The sequence below is a fragment of the Sulfurimonas sp. C5 genome, from assembly GCF_029872055.1.
In the GTDB taxonomy this organism is placed as follows: Bacteria; Campylobacterota; Campylobacteria; order Campylobacterales; family Sulfurimonadaceae; genus Sulfurimonas.
This window is the reverse complement of sequence record NZ_JARXNQ010000005.1, coordinates 32,306-47,520: the sequence shown is the minus strand read 5'-3', so window position 1 is coordinate 47,520 and position 15,215 is coordinate 32,306. Positions and strand designations below refer to the sequence as shown.

The following is a 15,215-nucleotide window of genomic DNA, read 5'->3' as shown; positions in this document are numbered from 1 at the left end:
ATTTGATATTTAATGGACTTTAAGGCACTTTTTTCCCAGTTATCAGTTGTATATGCAAAACTAACGAAGCAGCAAAAAGCTATTATCGCTTTTGCAATTTTAGGTATTGTTGCATTCTTGGTTTTTTTAGTAACATATACGTCAAGAAATACTGGGCTTAGTTCTTATGAGGTACTGTTTGATTCATTAAGTTCATCAGATGCTGCAAAAGTTGTTGAACAACTTGAAAAAGATAAAATCCCCTATAAACTTGAAGAAAATAATGTTATTAAAGTTCCTAAAGATGTGGTTTATAAAGAACGTATATCTATCGCTTCATTAGGTATTCCAAAAGATAATGTTGTTGGTTTTGAACTTTTTGATAATCAAGAATTTGGTGCTACAAAGTTTGACCAAGATGTAAAATATCTTCGTGCATTGGAAGGGGAACTTTCTCGTACAATTACGGCACTTGCACCTATTAAAAATACAAGTGTATCCCTTGCTCTTCCTAAAGATACTCTTTTTGTCTCAAAACAAACAGATCCTACTGCATCTGTTATGATTGAGTTGGAAGAAGACCGTACACTTTCAAATAAACAAATCCGTGGTATAAAAAATTTGGTAGCAGCAGCTGTACCTAAGTTAGAAGCTACAAACGTAATGGTTGTTAGCAGTAATGGTATTACCCTTGGCGATAATGATGAATTAGGTCAGATGGATGAGCTCTCAGTCGTACAACAACGTTATAAAACGAAAGAGGAAGGGAAACTCAGAAATAAAATAGTTGAGGTGGTTGCTCCTTTTGTCGGCGGGAAGGATAAAGTTGTTGCTCAAGTAACAATAGATTATGATTTTTCGATTCAAAGCTCTACTAGTGAAAAATACGATCCGGAAAATGTTGTAAGAAGTGAACAGGTAAGCGAAGAAAAACGTGAAGGTGCAACACCAGATGCAGTTGGTGGTGTACCGGGAACAGTTAGTAATATTGGTCCTGTTGAAGGTCTTCAATCGAATAAAACAAGTGAGAAATATTCTAAAAATACGGGGACTACAAACTATGAAGTGGGTAAAACAGTCAGTACGACAAAATCACAGTTTGCACGTATAAAACGAATTACTGCTGCTGTTTTAGTTGATGGAAAATATAAATATAAAGTTGATGAAAACGGTAATTTTACAAGAGAGACAGAATATACACCTCTAGATGAAGCAGATATTAATGCACTTACGGCACTTGCAAGTCGTTCTATCGGTATTAATCAAGGTAGAGGTGACCAAATCAGTGTACAAAACCTACAGTTTGAAAGAGAGGCACACGATCCGTCTGCTACACAAGTAAAAGAGGTACTCAAGTTCAGTGAAACATATTTAGTACCGTTTGCAGATTTATTCAAATATATTTTTGTATTACTGTTACTTTTAATACTTTACAAAAAAATTATCGTACCTTTTGCAGACAGAATGCTTGAAGTGTCAAAAGAAGATGAAGAACTTCAAAGACCATCTCTGGATATTGCTGACGATGAAGATGACGATTTGGTTGAAAAAGTACAAACAATGCGTAAAAAAGTTGAAGATCAACTTGGTATTAGCGGTTCATTGAATGAAGACGAACTTAAACATGAAGTACTGCTTGAAAAAGTACGTGTTATGGCTGAAGATGAACCTGACAATGTTGCAGCACTTTTACAAGCACTCTTGTCGGAAGAATTAGAAGCAACATCACATAGACGACCGAGGATAGACTAAGATGGCAAATTTAACACAACAGCAGCAAGCATCATTTGATGAAATGGGAATGGCTGAAAAAATTGCCATTTTATTATTACAGCTCGGTGAAGATATAACTGCAGCCATTTTTTCAAATATGGAAGTAGAATCGATTACTGAAATATCTAAATTTATTGCCGTTAACAAAAGTATAGACAGAGCAATAGCAACAGCAGTTCTTGAAGAGTTCCATGCAATTTTTCAATCGGGTCAGTATCTTACTACTGGTGGTTTAGAATATGCTCGTGAGCTTCTTTATAGAACACTTGGTCCTGAAGAAGCGAAAAAAGTACTTGATAAACTTAGCAAGTCAATGCAAAATACTCAGAACTTTGCTTATCTGTCAAAAATTAAACCACAACAGTTATCAGACTTTATTTTAAATGAGCATCCTCAAACAATTGCACTTATCTTGGCACACATGGATGCAACAGAAGCAGCAGATACATTGCAGTATTTTCCGGATGATTTAAGAAGTGAAGTTGCTATGAGGATGGCTAAACTTGGAGATATCTCTCCATCGGTTATCAAACGTGTTTCGGCTGTGCTTGAATCCAAACTAGAATCACTTGCATCTTACAAAGTTGAAGTTGGTGGAACACGTGCGGTTGCAGATATCTTTAACCGTTTAGGTGCAAAAAGCTCTAAATCGACTCTTGCAACAATTGAGCAGGTTGATGAAGAATTAGCAACACAAATTAAAGAGATGATGTTTACATTTGAAGATATCGTAACATTAGATAAAAATGCAATAGCTGAGCTGTTAAAAGCTATCGATAAACCTGACCTTATGTTAGCGATGAAATCTGCTCCTGAAGAATTAAAAGAAAAATTCTTCTCTGCAATGAGTGAAAGAGCACAAAATGCATTTGAAGAAGAGATGCAGTTTATGGGTGCTGTGAAAATGAAAGATGTTGAAGCTGCACAAAGAAAAATTGTTGAAGTGGTTAATCAGTTAGCTGAATCTGGAACTATCCAAATGGGTTCAACAGAAGAGATGGTAGAGTAAAGTTATGGCAACTGTAATTTCAAATGATGATATTGAAAGACATAATGTTAATACATACAATTTCAAAGTAATTGCTTTTGGAGCAAAAGATGAAGAGATTAAAGAGGAAGCAACAGTTAGCGTTGAACCTCAATTAGCTGATGAAACAATAGATTCAAGTGCACTCAGCAGCGGAACGAAAGATTCTTTGATTGAATCTCTCATGAAAAAAACCGATGAGATGACATCAAACTTTATTAAGTTGCAGATGAAGTTAGAGGAAAAAGAGGCAGAGTTTTCTGAAAATTTACAAAAAGCAAAAGAGGAAGCGTATCAAGAAGGTTTGGAAGCCGGTGTAAAACATGCCCAAGAGGGACTCGAAAAAAGTGTTCAAAATTCAATTGAACTCTATGCTGCATCAGTACAAAAACTGGAAGAATCTGCAAATGAATTCAAAAGTTCGATAGAGTCTTTAAAAAGTGAACTGGTTTTAGCAGCCTTAGATGTTGCTAAAGAAGTTGTAAAAGTTGAGGTTTCCGAGAATTCAAGTGAAATAGCAAAAGTCCTTTCAGAAGAACTTATAAAAGATTTACAAGGTGCTTCTAAAATAACTTTAAAGGTAAATCCTAAAGATCATAGTGTAATATCACAACATTTAGGGAATTTAGAAAATATAACAATAGTTTCAGATAGTGCGATCAGCGAGGGTGGCGTAATCGTTTTAAGCGATGCCGGTAATATTGATGCACAGATACAAAAAAGATTTGAAAGAGTAAAAAAAGCGGCTTTAAGTGAGTAGAATGAACATTAAAGATAAAAGTATTGAAGAGCTGGAGGCTCTTTGTGCTGATATTAGAGAAGAAATTTTAAGAGTTGTAAGTAAAAATGGTGGGCATTTAAGCTCAACGCTAGGTGCCACAGAATTAATTGTAGCTATGCACAAAGTATTTGACAGTCAAAAAGATCCTTTTATTTTTGACGTTTCACATCAGTCGTATGCACATAAGCTTATAACGGACAGATGGAAAGCTTTTGATACACTCCGTACATTTGGTGGAATCAGTGGTTATACAAAACCGAGTGAGAGTGAGCATGATTATTTTGTAGCAGGACATAGCTCTACATCTATTTCATTAGGTGTCGGTGCAGCAAAAGCGATAGCTTTAAAAGGGCAGCAAGATGAACGTATTCCAGTCGTTATGATTGGTGATGGTTCAATGACTGCCGGAATGGTGTATGAAGCACTTAATGAGCTTGGTGATCGTAAATATCCTATGGTTATTATTCTCAATGATAATGAAATGAGTATTGCAAAACCTATTGGAGCGCTCAGTAGAATGCTAAGTTCTGCTATGGCTTCGCCTTTTTATCAAAGATTTAAAAAGCATACTGAAAATTTTGTAGATAATTTCGGTGAGGGTGCTCGTTATATCGCTAAACGTATGGAAGAATCACTAAAGTTAGTGACACCAGGAATTATGTTTGAAGAGATGGGGATTGACTACATAGGTCCTGTTGATGGGCATAATATTTCACAGCTTATCGATATTTTTGAGACGGCTAAGAAGATGAAAAAGCCGGTTATTATTCATGCACAAACTCTTAAAGGAAAAGGGTATGAAATTGCTGAAGGGCATGAGGAAAAATGGCATGGTGTCGGTCCTTTCGATATTGATAGCGGCAGCAGTGCAAAAAAATCTTCAGCAAAATCAGCTACACAGATCTATACAGAAGCTTTAATGGCTTTAGCTGACAAAGATGAAAAAGTTGTTGGTATGACAGCTGCAATGCCAAGTGGTACAGGACTTACTCCGTTACTGGAAAAATATCCTGAACGTTTTTGGGATGTGGCAATTGCAGAACAACACGCAGTAACATCAAGTGCAGCATTGGCAAAAGAGGGCTTTAAACCTTTTTGTACAATTTATTCAACTTTCTTACAGCGTGCTTACGATCAGGTTATTCACGATACGTGTTTAATGGATCTTCCTGTTGTATTTACTCTTGACCGTGCCGGTATTGTAGGTGAAGATGGAGAAACACATCAAGGTGTATTTGATATCTCTTATTTAAGAGCTATTCCAAATATGACATTATTTGCTCCAAGAGATGAAAAAAGTTTTCATCAGGCAATAGGTTTTGCACATGAGTACCAACACCCTTGTAGTATTCGCTATCCTAGAGGTGCTTTCTTTGAATGTGAAGATATGCCTGAATCACAACCATTTGAGCTTGCAAAGTCACAGTTACTTCAAGCAAGTAATGAAGATATCCTTTTCATAGGTTACGGAAATGGAGTAGGACGTGCAGTACAGACTGCAAAACTCTTAGATAAAGACGTAGCTATTTTAGACCTTCGTTTTGTAAAACCATTAGATGAAGATATGTTAAAGACATTGGCACAAAAGCATAAAAAATGGTTTGTGTTCTCTGACAGTGCAAAAGCCGGTGGAGTTGGAAGTGCGCTTTTAGAATTTTTGGCAAAAGAGTTTATAGATGAGATTCAACTTGTCAGTTTTGAATATGAAGATAAATTTATAACTCATGGAAACACAAAACTTGTGGAAGAATCTTTAGGATTACTTCCTGAACAACTGGCAAAAAAAGTGCAAGAGTTACTATAACTCTACCACTGCACCAAATCTACCTGTATTTCCTTCTGCTCTATAAGAGAAAAATTTATGAGTGTTACAGCATGTACATGTATTTGAAATAGTATAGTTTTTAATTCCAAATTCATCAAATTGTGTTTTTAAAATAGCAGGAATATCAAGGTAATAGTTATTCTCTTTTTGCTGGATAGCATATTCAAGTCCAAGTTTTTCTGCCTCTTCTACTATCTCTAAGCCAACTTCATAACAACAAGGGCCTATTGCAGGACCTACAGTTACTTCAATATCTGTAATATCACTATTGTAAAGTATTGCAAATTTTTCGATAACATTTTTTGAGATATTTTTGAATGCCCCGGCTCGTCCGGAATGTGCAACGGCAATGGCATGTTTTTTCCGATCATAAAACACAATAGGAGAACAATCAGCTACCATGACCATTAAAGGGATATTCTTTTTATTTGTGATGAGAGCATCACATGTTGGGGGGTTTTCAAAGCTGTCTCCCTCTTCAACTTCATGGACAATATTAGAGTGTATCTGTTTCATATGTACAAGGCTAGAGAGATCATAATTATGCTTGAGTGCCAAAATTTCATGATTTGATAATACACTGTTGATGTCGTCGCCGACATGAAAAGCAATGTTACCATCTTCCCTATCTGTGAAAATTAATAAAGGCTTTTGATTTAATTTCATATAATCATTATAGCAGAAAAATGAGAAGGGTGATTTAGTGAGCAAACTCAGTGTATTCCCACCGAGATTAGATGGTGCAAATATAGAGGAAAAACGGCAAGAGATCAAGAGATACTTTAACAACAGTTTTGATCTGTTTGAAAAGATGTTTGATATGTTGAAGAGTGATACAGTATATTATAAAAAATCAGAACCTACACGCCATCCAATGATCTTCTATTTTGGACATACGGCAACTTTTTTTATAAACAAACTTATTTTGATGAAACTTATCACTGAACGCATAAACCCTGAGTATGAATCTCTTTTTGCCGTGGGTGTGGATGAGATGACTTGGGATGATTTGAATGAAAAAAATTATGATTGGCCGAAAGTTCACGAAGTCAGAGCATATAGAGTAAAAGTGCGCAAGTTAATTAACTCACTTATAGATACGCTTGAATTTACTCTGCCGATTACGCAAGACTCTGCTATGTGGATTATTTTAATGGGAATTGAACATGAGCGGATCCATATAGAGACCTCTTCGGTTTTACATCGTCAAATGCCGATAGAGTTTATTCAAGAGTTGGATGAATTTATTATTTGCGAAAGCAGTGGAGAGAATATAAAAAATGAGATGATCTCTATTGAGGGTAAAACTATAAGGCTAGGAAAGTCTCATGATCATCATCTGTATGGTTGGGATAACGAGTATGGAGAATACCAAGAGGAGATTAAATCTTTTCAAGTGGCAAAATATCTTGTAAGCAACGGTGAGTTTTTAGAGTTTGTACTTGCAGGGGGATATGATAATAATGAGTATTGGAGTGATGAAGGAAAAGAGTTCCTAGAGCGAAGTAAAGCAAAGCATCCCCATTTTTGGATTAAAAAAGAGAAAGGATATGATTACAGAGCTTTGAGTAAAATCATCCCTTTGCCGTTAAACTGGCCTGTAGATGTGAATGCTTTAGAAGCAGAAGCTTTTTGTAATTATAAGTCAGAAACAGATGGCAAAATATATACTTTGCCAAGTGAAGCAGAGTATATGGCAATTTATGAACTCTCTAATTTGCAAGATATACCTGAGTTGCATGAGAGTTCGGCTAATATTGATTTTTACCATTATGCTTCTTCGTGTCCGGTGGATCAATTTAGTTTTGCTTTAAAAAACGGTTCGGTTATATATGATTTAATTGGAAATGTTTGGCAATGGAGCCGTACACCAATCCGGGGCTTTGAAGGTTTTGAACCACACGTAGCATATGATGATTTTTCAACACCGACATTTGATGAAAAGCATGCTTTAATCCTTGGTTCCTCTTTTGCAAGTACGGGAAATTTGATTATGAAATACTCCCGCTATGCATTTAGAAGACATTTTTTTCAACATGCAGGTTTTAGATATGTAATTAGTAACAATGCAGATAATGATGAGAATATATATGAAACAGATGAACTGGTTTCGCAGTATTGTGAATTTCAATATGGTGAAACACATTTTGGAGTTGAGAACTTTGCAATCTCCTGTGGAAATCTTGCAAAAAAATATGCAAAGAAAACTAAAAAAGCACTTGATTTAGGATGTGCAACAGGACGTGCAACTTATGAGCTCGCTAAAATATTTGATGAAGTAGAAGGTATAGATTTCTCTGTGCGTTTTATCGGTGTAGGAACAAAGCTTCAAAAAGAGGGAACAGTCTCCTTTAAAGTAAAACAAGAAGGTGAAATTATAAAAGAAAAAACTGTAACCATTGAAGCACTCGGATATGATTCATTGAAAGAGAAGGTGAGTTTTTGGCAAGGGGATGCTTGTAATTTAAAACCGAATTTTACTGGTTATGATCTTATCCTTGCAACAAATTTAATTGATAGGTTGTATAATCCGAGACTCTTTTTAGATGATGTCTCTGAGCGATTAAATGAAGAAGGGATATTGATCATTACATCACCGTACACTTGGCAGGAAGAATCAACTGACAAAGAGTTTTGGTTGGGCGGTTATTATGATGAACGAGGAAATGTGGTAGAGACTTTAGAGAATATGAAAACAATTTTACAAGATAAATTTGAACTTGTAGCAGTAGAAGATTTAGAGTTTGTGATTCCCGAAACAAAAAGAAAATATCAACATACAATTGCAGAGGTAAGTGTTTGGAAAAAAATATAATGTACGATTTTACGACTGCGGCTGATAGAAGTCAAACAAATGCAGAAAAGTATACATTAAGAGAAAAGCTATTCGGAACTGAAGATGTACTTCCTGCATGGGTGGCGGATATGGATATAGATACGCCGGACTTTGTACTTGAGAGCGTAAAAAAAAGGTTAGAACACCCAATAGTTGGTTATGAAGAGTTTCCTGATTCTGCCTTTGAAGCACAAATAGAGTGGATGAAAAAACATCATAATGTAGAGTATAAATTAGATGAGATGTTTTATTCCCATTCTGTTGTTGCATCAATGCAAGTAGTAATTAGTGCATTTACAGAGTTTGGAGATGAGGTGATTGTACAAACACCGATCTACCCGCCTTTTTTTCATGCACCGCTTCAGATGGATCGAAAGGTATTGAAAAACCCTTTAAAACAAAAAGAGGATGGTACATATATTTTTGATCTGGATGATTTAAAGTCAAAAATAACAGATAAAACAAAACTGCTTTTACTCTCATCTCCACACAATCCGGTTGGTCGTGTATGGAGAAAAGAGGAACTTGAAGCGCTTTTAGAAATATGTATAGAGAACAATATTGTGATTTTTGCAGATGAGGTGCATTGTGACTTAGTGTATAAGTCGAATAAACATATACCATTTGCATCACTCAAAGGTGCAAAAGAGATTACAATTACAGCGATAGGTGTCGGTAAAACTTTTAATATGGCAGGATTTGCAGCAAGTAGTATTGTTGTACCGAAAAACTTGCAGGAAAAATTTAAAGAAGCGTATGATAGTGTCCATTTTGCACAGGGAAATGTATTGAGTCATGTTGCCTTTGAAGCTGCGTATAGAGAAGGCTCTAAATGGATTGAAGCACTTCTTGTACACCTATATAAAAATTATCAAATGTTAGAGGAATTATGTGCAAAATATAGTGATTATATTAAGTTAATACCTATAGAAGGAACATATCTCGCATGGTTAGATTGTAAAGGGATGCATTTGAGTGATAAACTATTACGCAAATGGTTTGTTCAAGAGGCTAAACTTGGACTCAATGCAGGACTAAGTTTTGGTAAAGAGGGAAGTGGCTTTATGCGCTTGAATTTTGCAGTCCCATCTGCTAAAATGACGCAAATAATAAAGCAGTTGGAAAATGCTTTGCAAAGGATGAAACAACAATGACAATTGATTGGGATGCATATAAAGATCATAAGCAATACAGTGTTAGAAAAGATAATTTTGAGATCACTTTAGAGTTTTTGAAAAGTTATTACAATATGACAAATCCATATGATGTTTTTGATGCTTTAAAAGAGGATGATATAGGTAGCATGATGCTTAATAAACGTAATATTACCGATGCAGCAGGACTAGAGCGTATTCTTGAACAACTGTAATGTCTGAAGATTTAAAAAAGATACATACTTTTATAAAAGAGCATCATGTTCTTACTCTGGCTACAAGTACTGATAACGAGATCAGTGCTTGCAGTCTTTTCTATGCTTATGATGAAGAGAAAAAAACTTTCGTTGTTGCCAGTAGTGAAGAGACACTTCATATCCAACATGTAAGACAAAATAATCATATAGCTGGCAATATTTTACTTGAAACTTCTGAGGTTGGTAAAATTCAAGGTTTGCAATTTCGGGGAGTTATGGAAGAAAATAGTGAAAAAAACTTCTCACAACTTTATTTTAAAACTTTTCCCTATGCACTTGCCTTAACTCCAAAACTATGGACCATAAAAGTAGATTTTTTGAAGTTAACAGACAATCGGCTTGGATTTGGCAAAAAAATTATTTGGCCTTAGCTTTCTCTTCAAAGAGCGAACACTCCAAACCGCTGCTTGAAAAAACAACCATGGATGGGATTTGTTTTGATTTAAAGCCGTATGCTTTACAGCCATGGGGTTGGGAAGCCTCCCATGTTACATAGTAGTATTTACATCTTCTGCAGTTAATTCTTTTCATTCTTATACTTTCTTTTATGAACGCTATTGTACAATAAATCAATAAATTATATAAAGAGAAGTCATGAACAGTAAAATTCTTTTAATGTTGCAATTACAAAACCAATTAAATGATGCTACAAACGGTGAAGAGTGGACAAAAGGTCTAACAAAAAACAATAAAGAGATCAACTGGAGACGCTGTATATATATGGAATGTGCAGAGATGATCGACAGTTTTTCATGGAAACACTGGAAAAACATTTATCAAGAACCGGATTGGATGAATCTACAGATTGAAGTTGTAGATGTTTGGCATTTTATTATGTCTTTGGCAATTGAGAATTACAATCAAGAATTAAAAGGCGGTATCGAAGATATTGCTATTATGATTTCAGATTTAGAATCACTGCAAATAATTGAAACGAGTGAAGTAGATAATTTTGAATTAGATAAAGATATTATGGCAAAAGTAGAAGAGATTATGATTTTATCGTTATCAAGAGAGAAGTTAGATCTGAACTCTATGTTGGCACGTTTCTTTGAACTAGTAAAAATGAGCGGACTGAATTTAGATACGCTTTACCGTTTATATGTTGGAAAAAACATTTTAAATCAATTCCGTCAAGACAATGGTTATAAAGACGGCTCTTATGTTAAGGTATGGGATGGAGAAGAAGATAACGTTGTTATGAAGCGTATCTGGGAAGAGAATCCTGATGTTAAACCTGATGCTTTATATAAAGAGTTAACGAAACTCTACCACTCTTTAGTGAAGTGATTTCTTGCAAACCGTTTTAGAACTTAAAGATTTAGAGTTTGGTTATACAAAAGAGAAGATTCTTTTCAGTGGTTTAAACCTTTCGTTAAAAAAGGGTGAACTCAAGTCTATAACGGGGGAAAGCGGTGCAGGTAAAAGTACTATATTTGAGCTCATTTTAGGAAATATGCAACCTTTAAAAGGAAGTGTAAAAGCTGCTAAACTTTCTCAGGTTTTTCAAGACCCTTACAGTTCATTTCATCCGAGTTATACATTACTTAATCAAATAAAAGATGTAGCTTCTTTGGATGAGCTTGAAATCTATCTCGAAACACTTAATTTAGAAAAAGAGTTACTGACAAAATTACCCCATCAACTATCTGGCGGACAATTGCAACGAGCATCAATACTACGTGCAATGTTAATGAAGCCCGAATTGTTACTTTTAGACGAACCGACATCAGCACTGGATAATGTAATTCAATTGGATGTCATGCAGATGCTTATGCGCCATCTTGATAAAACAGGAATGCTTTTAATTACTCACGATTTGGATCTGGCTTCTTGGTGTAGTGATGAGATAATTACGATTTAAAGTAATTGATCAGATAATAACCGCTTCCGGCCATTATAATAGTACCAAAAAGATTAAGTGTCATATTGGCAAATGCTAAGGCAAAACTTCCACCTTGAAGCAGTAAAAAACTTTCCATTGCAAATGTAGAGTATGTTGTTAGTGCTCCAAGTATTCCTGTTGAGAGAAATGATTTAAATTGTACAGGAAGAGATGAATAGGCAAAGTAAGCGACTAAGCAACCCATAATAAAACTTCCCAAAAGATTTACACTCAGTGTTCCAAAGGGAAGATCATGGGGAAGTTTATGGGAAATTACACCATTTAGATAAGCTCTGAGTAGTGCTCCAATAAAACCGCCGCTACCTATCGCTAGGATTGTTTGCCAACTCATCATCGTAAACCTTTTGCATTGTATCGTGTAGATTATTTAACCAGTCAGGATCGCTTTTATCAGCTATAAATGGTTCTAAGTATATCACTTTTATAGTTTTTGGCATATAGTAGAATGTTTTTACATCATAACAGCCCGCAGTATTGATCAAAACTACAGGTTGGACTTTTAACTTATATTTATCTGCAATAACTTTAGCACCTGATTTAAACGGGAGCATTCTTTTAGTACGTGAACGCGTACCTTCTGGGAACATTGTAATAACTCTTTTTTTTCCAAGTCTATCTTTAGCAGCTTTTAAAAGTTTTACTAATGATGTTTTACTTTCACGTTCTACTTCTATATCTTCAGGTAGTTTCATTGCAAGTCCGAAAAAAGGAACATCAAAAAGAGCTTTTTTCGCAACCCATGCAAGGTCTTTTTTAGTAGTAGTTTCCATTACGCCTATATCGAGATCACTTTGGTGGTTGATCAAAAACATCTGCACATCATCGGCTTCTTTTCCTTCAATAGTCGTAGTGAAAAAAGTAGTACCTCTAATGAACCAAGAAGAGAGTTTTCTGGGATATGGTCTAGGTAGAACAAAGTGCAGAAGTATAGAAAGAGCTAAAGCAGTAAAGATAATAATTGTGGCAAAAACCCAATTAATTCGCGCAAGTATCTTCATTTTTTACCCAACCTATTTTTTCATTTTCTAATCTGACTTTGACATATCGTTTTACGCTTCCTTCTTTAGGAAGATATATTTGACTCTGTGTTCTTTCAAAAATTGTCCCATTATCCACAGGAAGAAGATGTATGGCAGCATCTTGTTTAATACAGACTTCCGTATCCGGAGCTGCAGTCAAATAAAGGTATGCTATAGGAAATACCAATAATACAAGATAGATATATTTTCTTCTCCAGAGAGCAAAAAGAATAAGTAAAAGTGAAACTGCCGCTGCTATATAAGTTTTTATTTTTTCATGTGACTGATTTGTTGGTTTAAGATCGGTCTGCGTAGTTACACTGTCATCGTCTACTATAATAGGAATTTTGATGTCAATAAATTTATTTTCTAAAAGATTGAAGTAAGAGAAAGAAAATGTTTCATACTTTTTATCAATTACGACAAAATATGTTACGTTTGCATTTTTTATTGCTTGTTCTATAGATTCCGTTCCCTGTTTATATACATTATTAAAATGGATAGTATTGAGCATGGAATTAGTTGCGACACCGGAGAAAAGAACAATGTTGTGCTTATTGTCATAACTCGTTGTTTTATAGTTTGTTAATGTAAAACTATCCGCAATAATATTTGAAAAATCTTTTTGAGGGTTTAAAGTGATGATATTAAGGTTTTCACCTACAATTGTAGTAGAGTCATATGGGACACCGGCAATTAAACTCGCTTCAATATCGGGAAGTTTTGCTCTGCTTGCTGTAAGGTAGAGCTTAAAAGTATCGTAATAAAACTTTCCCTTTTTTTCTCTATAAGGTACAGTGTTTAAAACTCTGATACCAGGATGGTTGGTAAACTGATATGTTATGTTTGAGAAGTCTTTGACAGTTGAAAGAGTTTTTACTCTTACTTCAAAGATTTGCCCTTTTATCACTCTTTGCGGTACTTGATCGTAATTAAAGTAAATTACTTTGTTTGCGAATAAAGCACTAGTAATGAGAGAGAGGATAAAAAGAGCTCTTAGAATCACGATTCTAAAAATCCTTGTAACATTTTTACACCGTCGTCACTTCCAAGTACTGCTTCCATAGCACGTTCAGGGTGAGGCATAAGACCAAATACATTTTTCTCTTTATTACAAACACCTGCAATTGAACCTACACTACCGTTAGGGTTTTTCATATCACCGTTTGCATCGCTATAGCGTAAAAGAATTTGTCCATTTGCTTCAAGCTCAGCTAAGCCTTCTGCATCAATGTAATAGTTTCCATCGTGGTGAGCAATAGGAATATTTACAACATCACCGTTGTCAAGTTTTTTCAAGAATGTATTGTCGTTATTTTCAACTTTTAAGTGGTGGTGTTTAGAGATGAAGTGTAAGTTTTCATTTCTTTTTAGTGCACCAGGAAGTAATCTTGATTCAGTTAGAACTTGAAAACCGTTACAGATACCTAGAACTTTTCCACCTTTGTTTGCATACTCTTTTACAGCTTTCATTACAGGAGAAAATTTTGCAATAGCACCACTTCTTAGGTAATCTCCGTAAGAGAATCCTCCAGCTACTACAAGTAGATCTGTATCAGCTGGAATAGACTCTGCTTTATGCCAAATGATTTCAGTTTGGGCACCTAGTTTTTCAAATGCATACTGTGTATCGTACTCACAGTTTGTACCTGGAAATTGTAAAATTGAAACTTTCATTACACTAGCTCTATTTCGTAATCTTCAATAACAGTATTTGCTAAAAGCTCTTCACACATTTTTGTAACTTCTGCCATAGCTTTTTCTTTGTCAGACTCTTGAAGTTGTAGAACAATTTGTTTACCTACACGAACATCGTCTACACCGTTAAAGTGTAGTGATTGTAGTGCGTGGTGAACTGCTTTTCCTTGAGAGTCAAGAACACCTTGTTTTAAAGATACGTTTACAATTGCTTTCATTATATTTCTTTTCCTTAGAGTTTATTATTTGTTTAAGATACGGTTGAGTACTTCTTCGTAAGCTACTTTAAGTCCGCCTAAACCTTGACGGAATCTGTCTTTATCCATTTTTTCACCAGTTTTAGCATCCCAAAAACGGCAGTTGTCAGGTGAAATCTCGTCAATTAAAATGATGTTTCCGTCAGAGTCTTTACCAAACTCAAGTTTGAAATCAACTAGGTTAAGACCTTTTGTAGCAAAATAAGGTTTAAGAATATCGTTTACTTGTCTTGCCATTCTACGAATTTTGTCAAGTTCATCTTGATATTCAACTAGACCCAAGATAAGTGCATGTTGATCGTTAAGTTTAGGATCGCCTAATTCATCATTTTTGTAATCAAATTCAACTAAAGTAAATGGTAGTACTTTTCCATCTTCGATACCAAGGTTTCTTGAAAGTGAACCTGTCGCAATATTTCTTACAATTACTTCGATTAAGATAACGTCAGCTTTTTTATGAAGCATATGGTTGTCATCTAACATTTTGATAAAGTGAGTAGGGATACCGTTCTCTGCTAATAGTTTAAATAACTCTGTAGAGATTTTATTGTTAAGTGCACCTTTTCCAGCCTCACTAGATTTTTTCTCACCGTTAAACGCTGTTAAATCATCTTTAAATTCAGAGATTACTAAATTTGCATCGTCTGTAGACCAGATTTTTTTTGCTTTACCTTCATAAAGAAGTTCTTTTTTTTCCATGTTA

At 35.0% G+C, this 15,215-nt stretch carries 17 protein-coding genes; 10 read left to right on the top strand and 7 right to left on the bottom strand.

Annotated features, from left to right (window positions below; all coding sequences use genetic code 11):
• Positions 1 to 12 precede the first annotated feature (12 nt).
• Genes fliF through dxs form a run of 4 tightly spaced genes read left to right on the top strand, consistent with a single transcriptional unit; the run spans position 13 to position 5,364 of the window.
• On the top strand, positions 13 to 1,731 hold the full coding sequence (gene fliF / locus P6N22_RS08730) for a flagellar basal-body MS-ring/collar protein FliF (protein ID WP_280332125.1): 1,719 nt from the start codon (positions 13 to 15) through the stop codon (positions 1,729 to 1,731).
• Position 1,732: 1 nt separating this feature from the next.
• On the top strand, positions 1,733 to 2,761 hold the full coding sequence (gene fliG, locus P6N22_RS08725) for a flagellar motor switch protein FliG (RefSeq protein ID WP_280332123.1): 1,029 nt from the start codon (positions 1,733 to 1,735) through the stop codon (positions 2,759 to 2,761).
• A gap of 4 nt (positions 2,762 to 2,765) precedes the next feature.
• Positions 2,766 to 3,539: a flagellar assembly protein FliH gene (fliH, locus tag P6N22_RS08720; protein ID WP_280332122.1), complete on the top strand. Its 774-nt coding sequence runs from the start codon at positions 2,766 to 2,768 to the stop codon at positions 3,537 to 3,539.
• A gap of 1 nt (position 3,540) precedes the next feature.
• Positions 3,541 to 5,364 (top strand): 1-deoxy-D-xylulose-5-phosphate synthase, encoded by a 1,824-nt coding sequence (dxs, locus tag P6N22_RS08715; RefSeq protein WP_280332120.1) that lies wholly within the window; start codon positions 3,541 to 3,543, stop codon positions 5,362 to 5,364.
• Here the strand turns inward: dxs and pgeF are convergent.
• Positions 5,359 to 6,051 (bottom strand): peptidoglycan editing factor PgeF, encoded by a 693-nt coding sequence (gene pgeF, locus P6N22_RS08710; RefSeq protein WP_280332119.1) that lies wholly within the window; start codon positions 6,049 to 6,051, stop codon positions 5,359 to 5,361. The two genes, dxs and pgeF, sit on opposite strands and share 6 nt — an antisense overlap.
• 37 nt (positions 6,052 to 6,088) lie before the next feature.
• On the opposite strand from pgeF, the gene ovoA reads away from it, so the two are divergent.
• From ovoA to P6N22_RS08680, 6 genes are all read left to right on the top strand, one after another.
• Entirely contained in the window at positions 6,089 to 8,200 is a 2,112-nt protein-coding gene (gene ovoA, locus P6N22_RS08705; protein WP_280332117.1) for a 5-histidylcysteine sulfoxide synthase, read from the top strand.
• The gene (locus P6N22_RS08700; protein WP_280332115.1) at positions 8,185 to 9,375 is read left to right on the top strand and encodes a PatB family C-S lyase; all 1,191 of its coding nucleotides are present in this window, start codon (positions 8,185 to 8,187) and stop codon (positions 9,373 to 9,375) included. Before ovoA ends, P6N22_RS08700 begins: the two co-directional genes overlap by 16 nt.
• Positions 9,372 to 9,590 carry a hypothetical protein gene (locus tag P6N22_RS08695; RefSeq protein WP_280332113.1) on the top strand — a complete coding sequence of 73 codons (219 nt, stop codon included), beginning with the start codon at positions 9,372 to 9,374 and terminating at the stop codon, positions 9,588 to 9,590. The genes P6N22_RS08700 and P6N22_RS08695 overlap by 4 nt, the downstream gene beginning before the upstream one ends.
• Positions 9,590 to 10,003, top strand: a complete 414-nt coding sequence (locus P6N22_RS08690; RefSeq protein ID WP_280332111.1) for a pyridoxamine 5'-phosphate oxidase family protein — start codon at positions 9,590 to 9,592, stop codon at positions 10,001 to 10,003. Before P6N22_RS08695 ends, P6N22_RS08690 begins: the two co-directional genes overlap by 1 nt.
• Before the next feature lie 223 nt (positions 10,004 to 10,226).
• On the top strand, positions 10,227 to 10,922 hold the full coding sequence (locus P6N22_RS08685) for a dUTP diphosphatase (protein WP_280332109.1): 696 nt from the start codon (positions 10,227 to 10,229) through the stop codon (positions 10,920 to 10,922).
• Between the two features lie 4 nt (positions 10,923 to 10,926).
• The gene (locus P6N22_RS08680; protein WP_280332108.1) at positions 10,927 to 11,496 is read left to right on the top strand and encodes an ATP-binding cassette domain-containing protein; all 570 of its coding nucleotides are present in this window, start codon (positions 10,927 to 10,929) and stop codon (positions 11,494 to 11,496) included.
• Here the strand turns inward: P6N22_RS08680 and crcB are convergent.
• From crcB to purC, 6 genes are read right to left on the bottom strand one after another with little or no spacing between them, the layout of a single operon-like run.
• The gene (crcB, locus tag P6N22_RS08675; protein WP_280332106.1) at positions 11,486 to 11,869 is read right to left on the bottom strand and encodes a fluoride efflux transporter CrcB; all 384 of its coding nucleotides are present in this window, start codon (positions 11,867 to 11,869) and stop codon (positions 11,486 to 11,488) included. The two genes, P6N22_RS08680 and crcB, sit on opposite strands and share 11 nt — an antisense overlap.
• Entirely contained in the window at positions 11,838 to 12,536 is a 699-nt protein-coding gene (locus P6N22_RS08670) for a lysophospholipid acyltransferase family protein (protein WP_280332105.1), read from the bottom strand. The genes crcB and P6N22_RS08670 overlap by 32 nt, the downstream gene beginning before the upstream one ends.
• Positions 12,514 to 13,563 carry a hypothetical protein gene (locus P6N22_RS08665; RefSeq protein WP_280332103.1) on the bottom strand — a complete coding sequence of 350 codons (1,050 nt, stop codon included), beginning with the start codon at positions 13,561 to 13,563 and terminating at the stop codon, positions 12,514 to 12,516. Before P6N22_RS08665 ends, P6N22_RS08670 begins: the two co-directional genes overlap by 23 nt.
• Complete coding sequence (gene purQ / locus P6N22_RS08660) at positions 13,560 to 14,234, bottom strand: phosphoribosylformylglycinamidine synthase subunit PurQ (RefSeq protein ID WP_280332102.1); 675 nt, start codon at positions 14,232 to 14,234, stop codon at positions 13,560 to 13,562. The genes P6N22_RS08665 and purQ overlap by 4 nt, the downstream gene beginning before the upstream one ends.
• Entirely contained in the window at positions 14,234 to 14,473 is a 240-nt protein-coding gene (gene purS, locus P6N22_RS08655; RefSeq protein ID WP_280332100.1) for a phosphoribosylformylglycinamidine synthase subunit PurS, read from the bottom strand. Before purS ends, purQ begins: the two co-directional genes overlap by 1 nt.
• Positions 14,474 to 14,497: 24 nt before the next feature.
• Positions 14,498 to 15,211, bottom strand: a complete 714-nt coding sequence (gene purC, locus P6N22_RS08650) for a phosphoribosylaminoimidazolesuccinocarboxamide synthase (protein ID WP_280332099.1) — start codon at positions 15,209 to 15,211, stop codon at positions 14,498 to 14,500.
• Between the last annotated feature and the right edge of the window lie 4 nt (positions 15,212 to 15,215).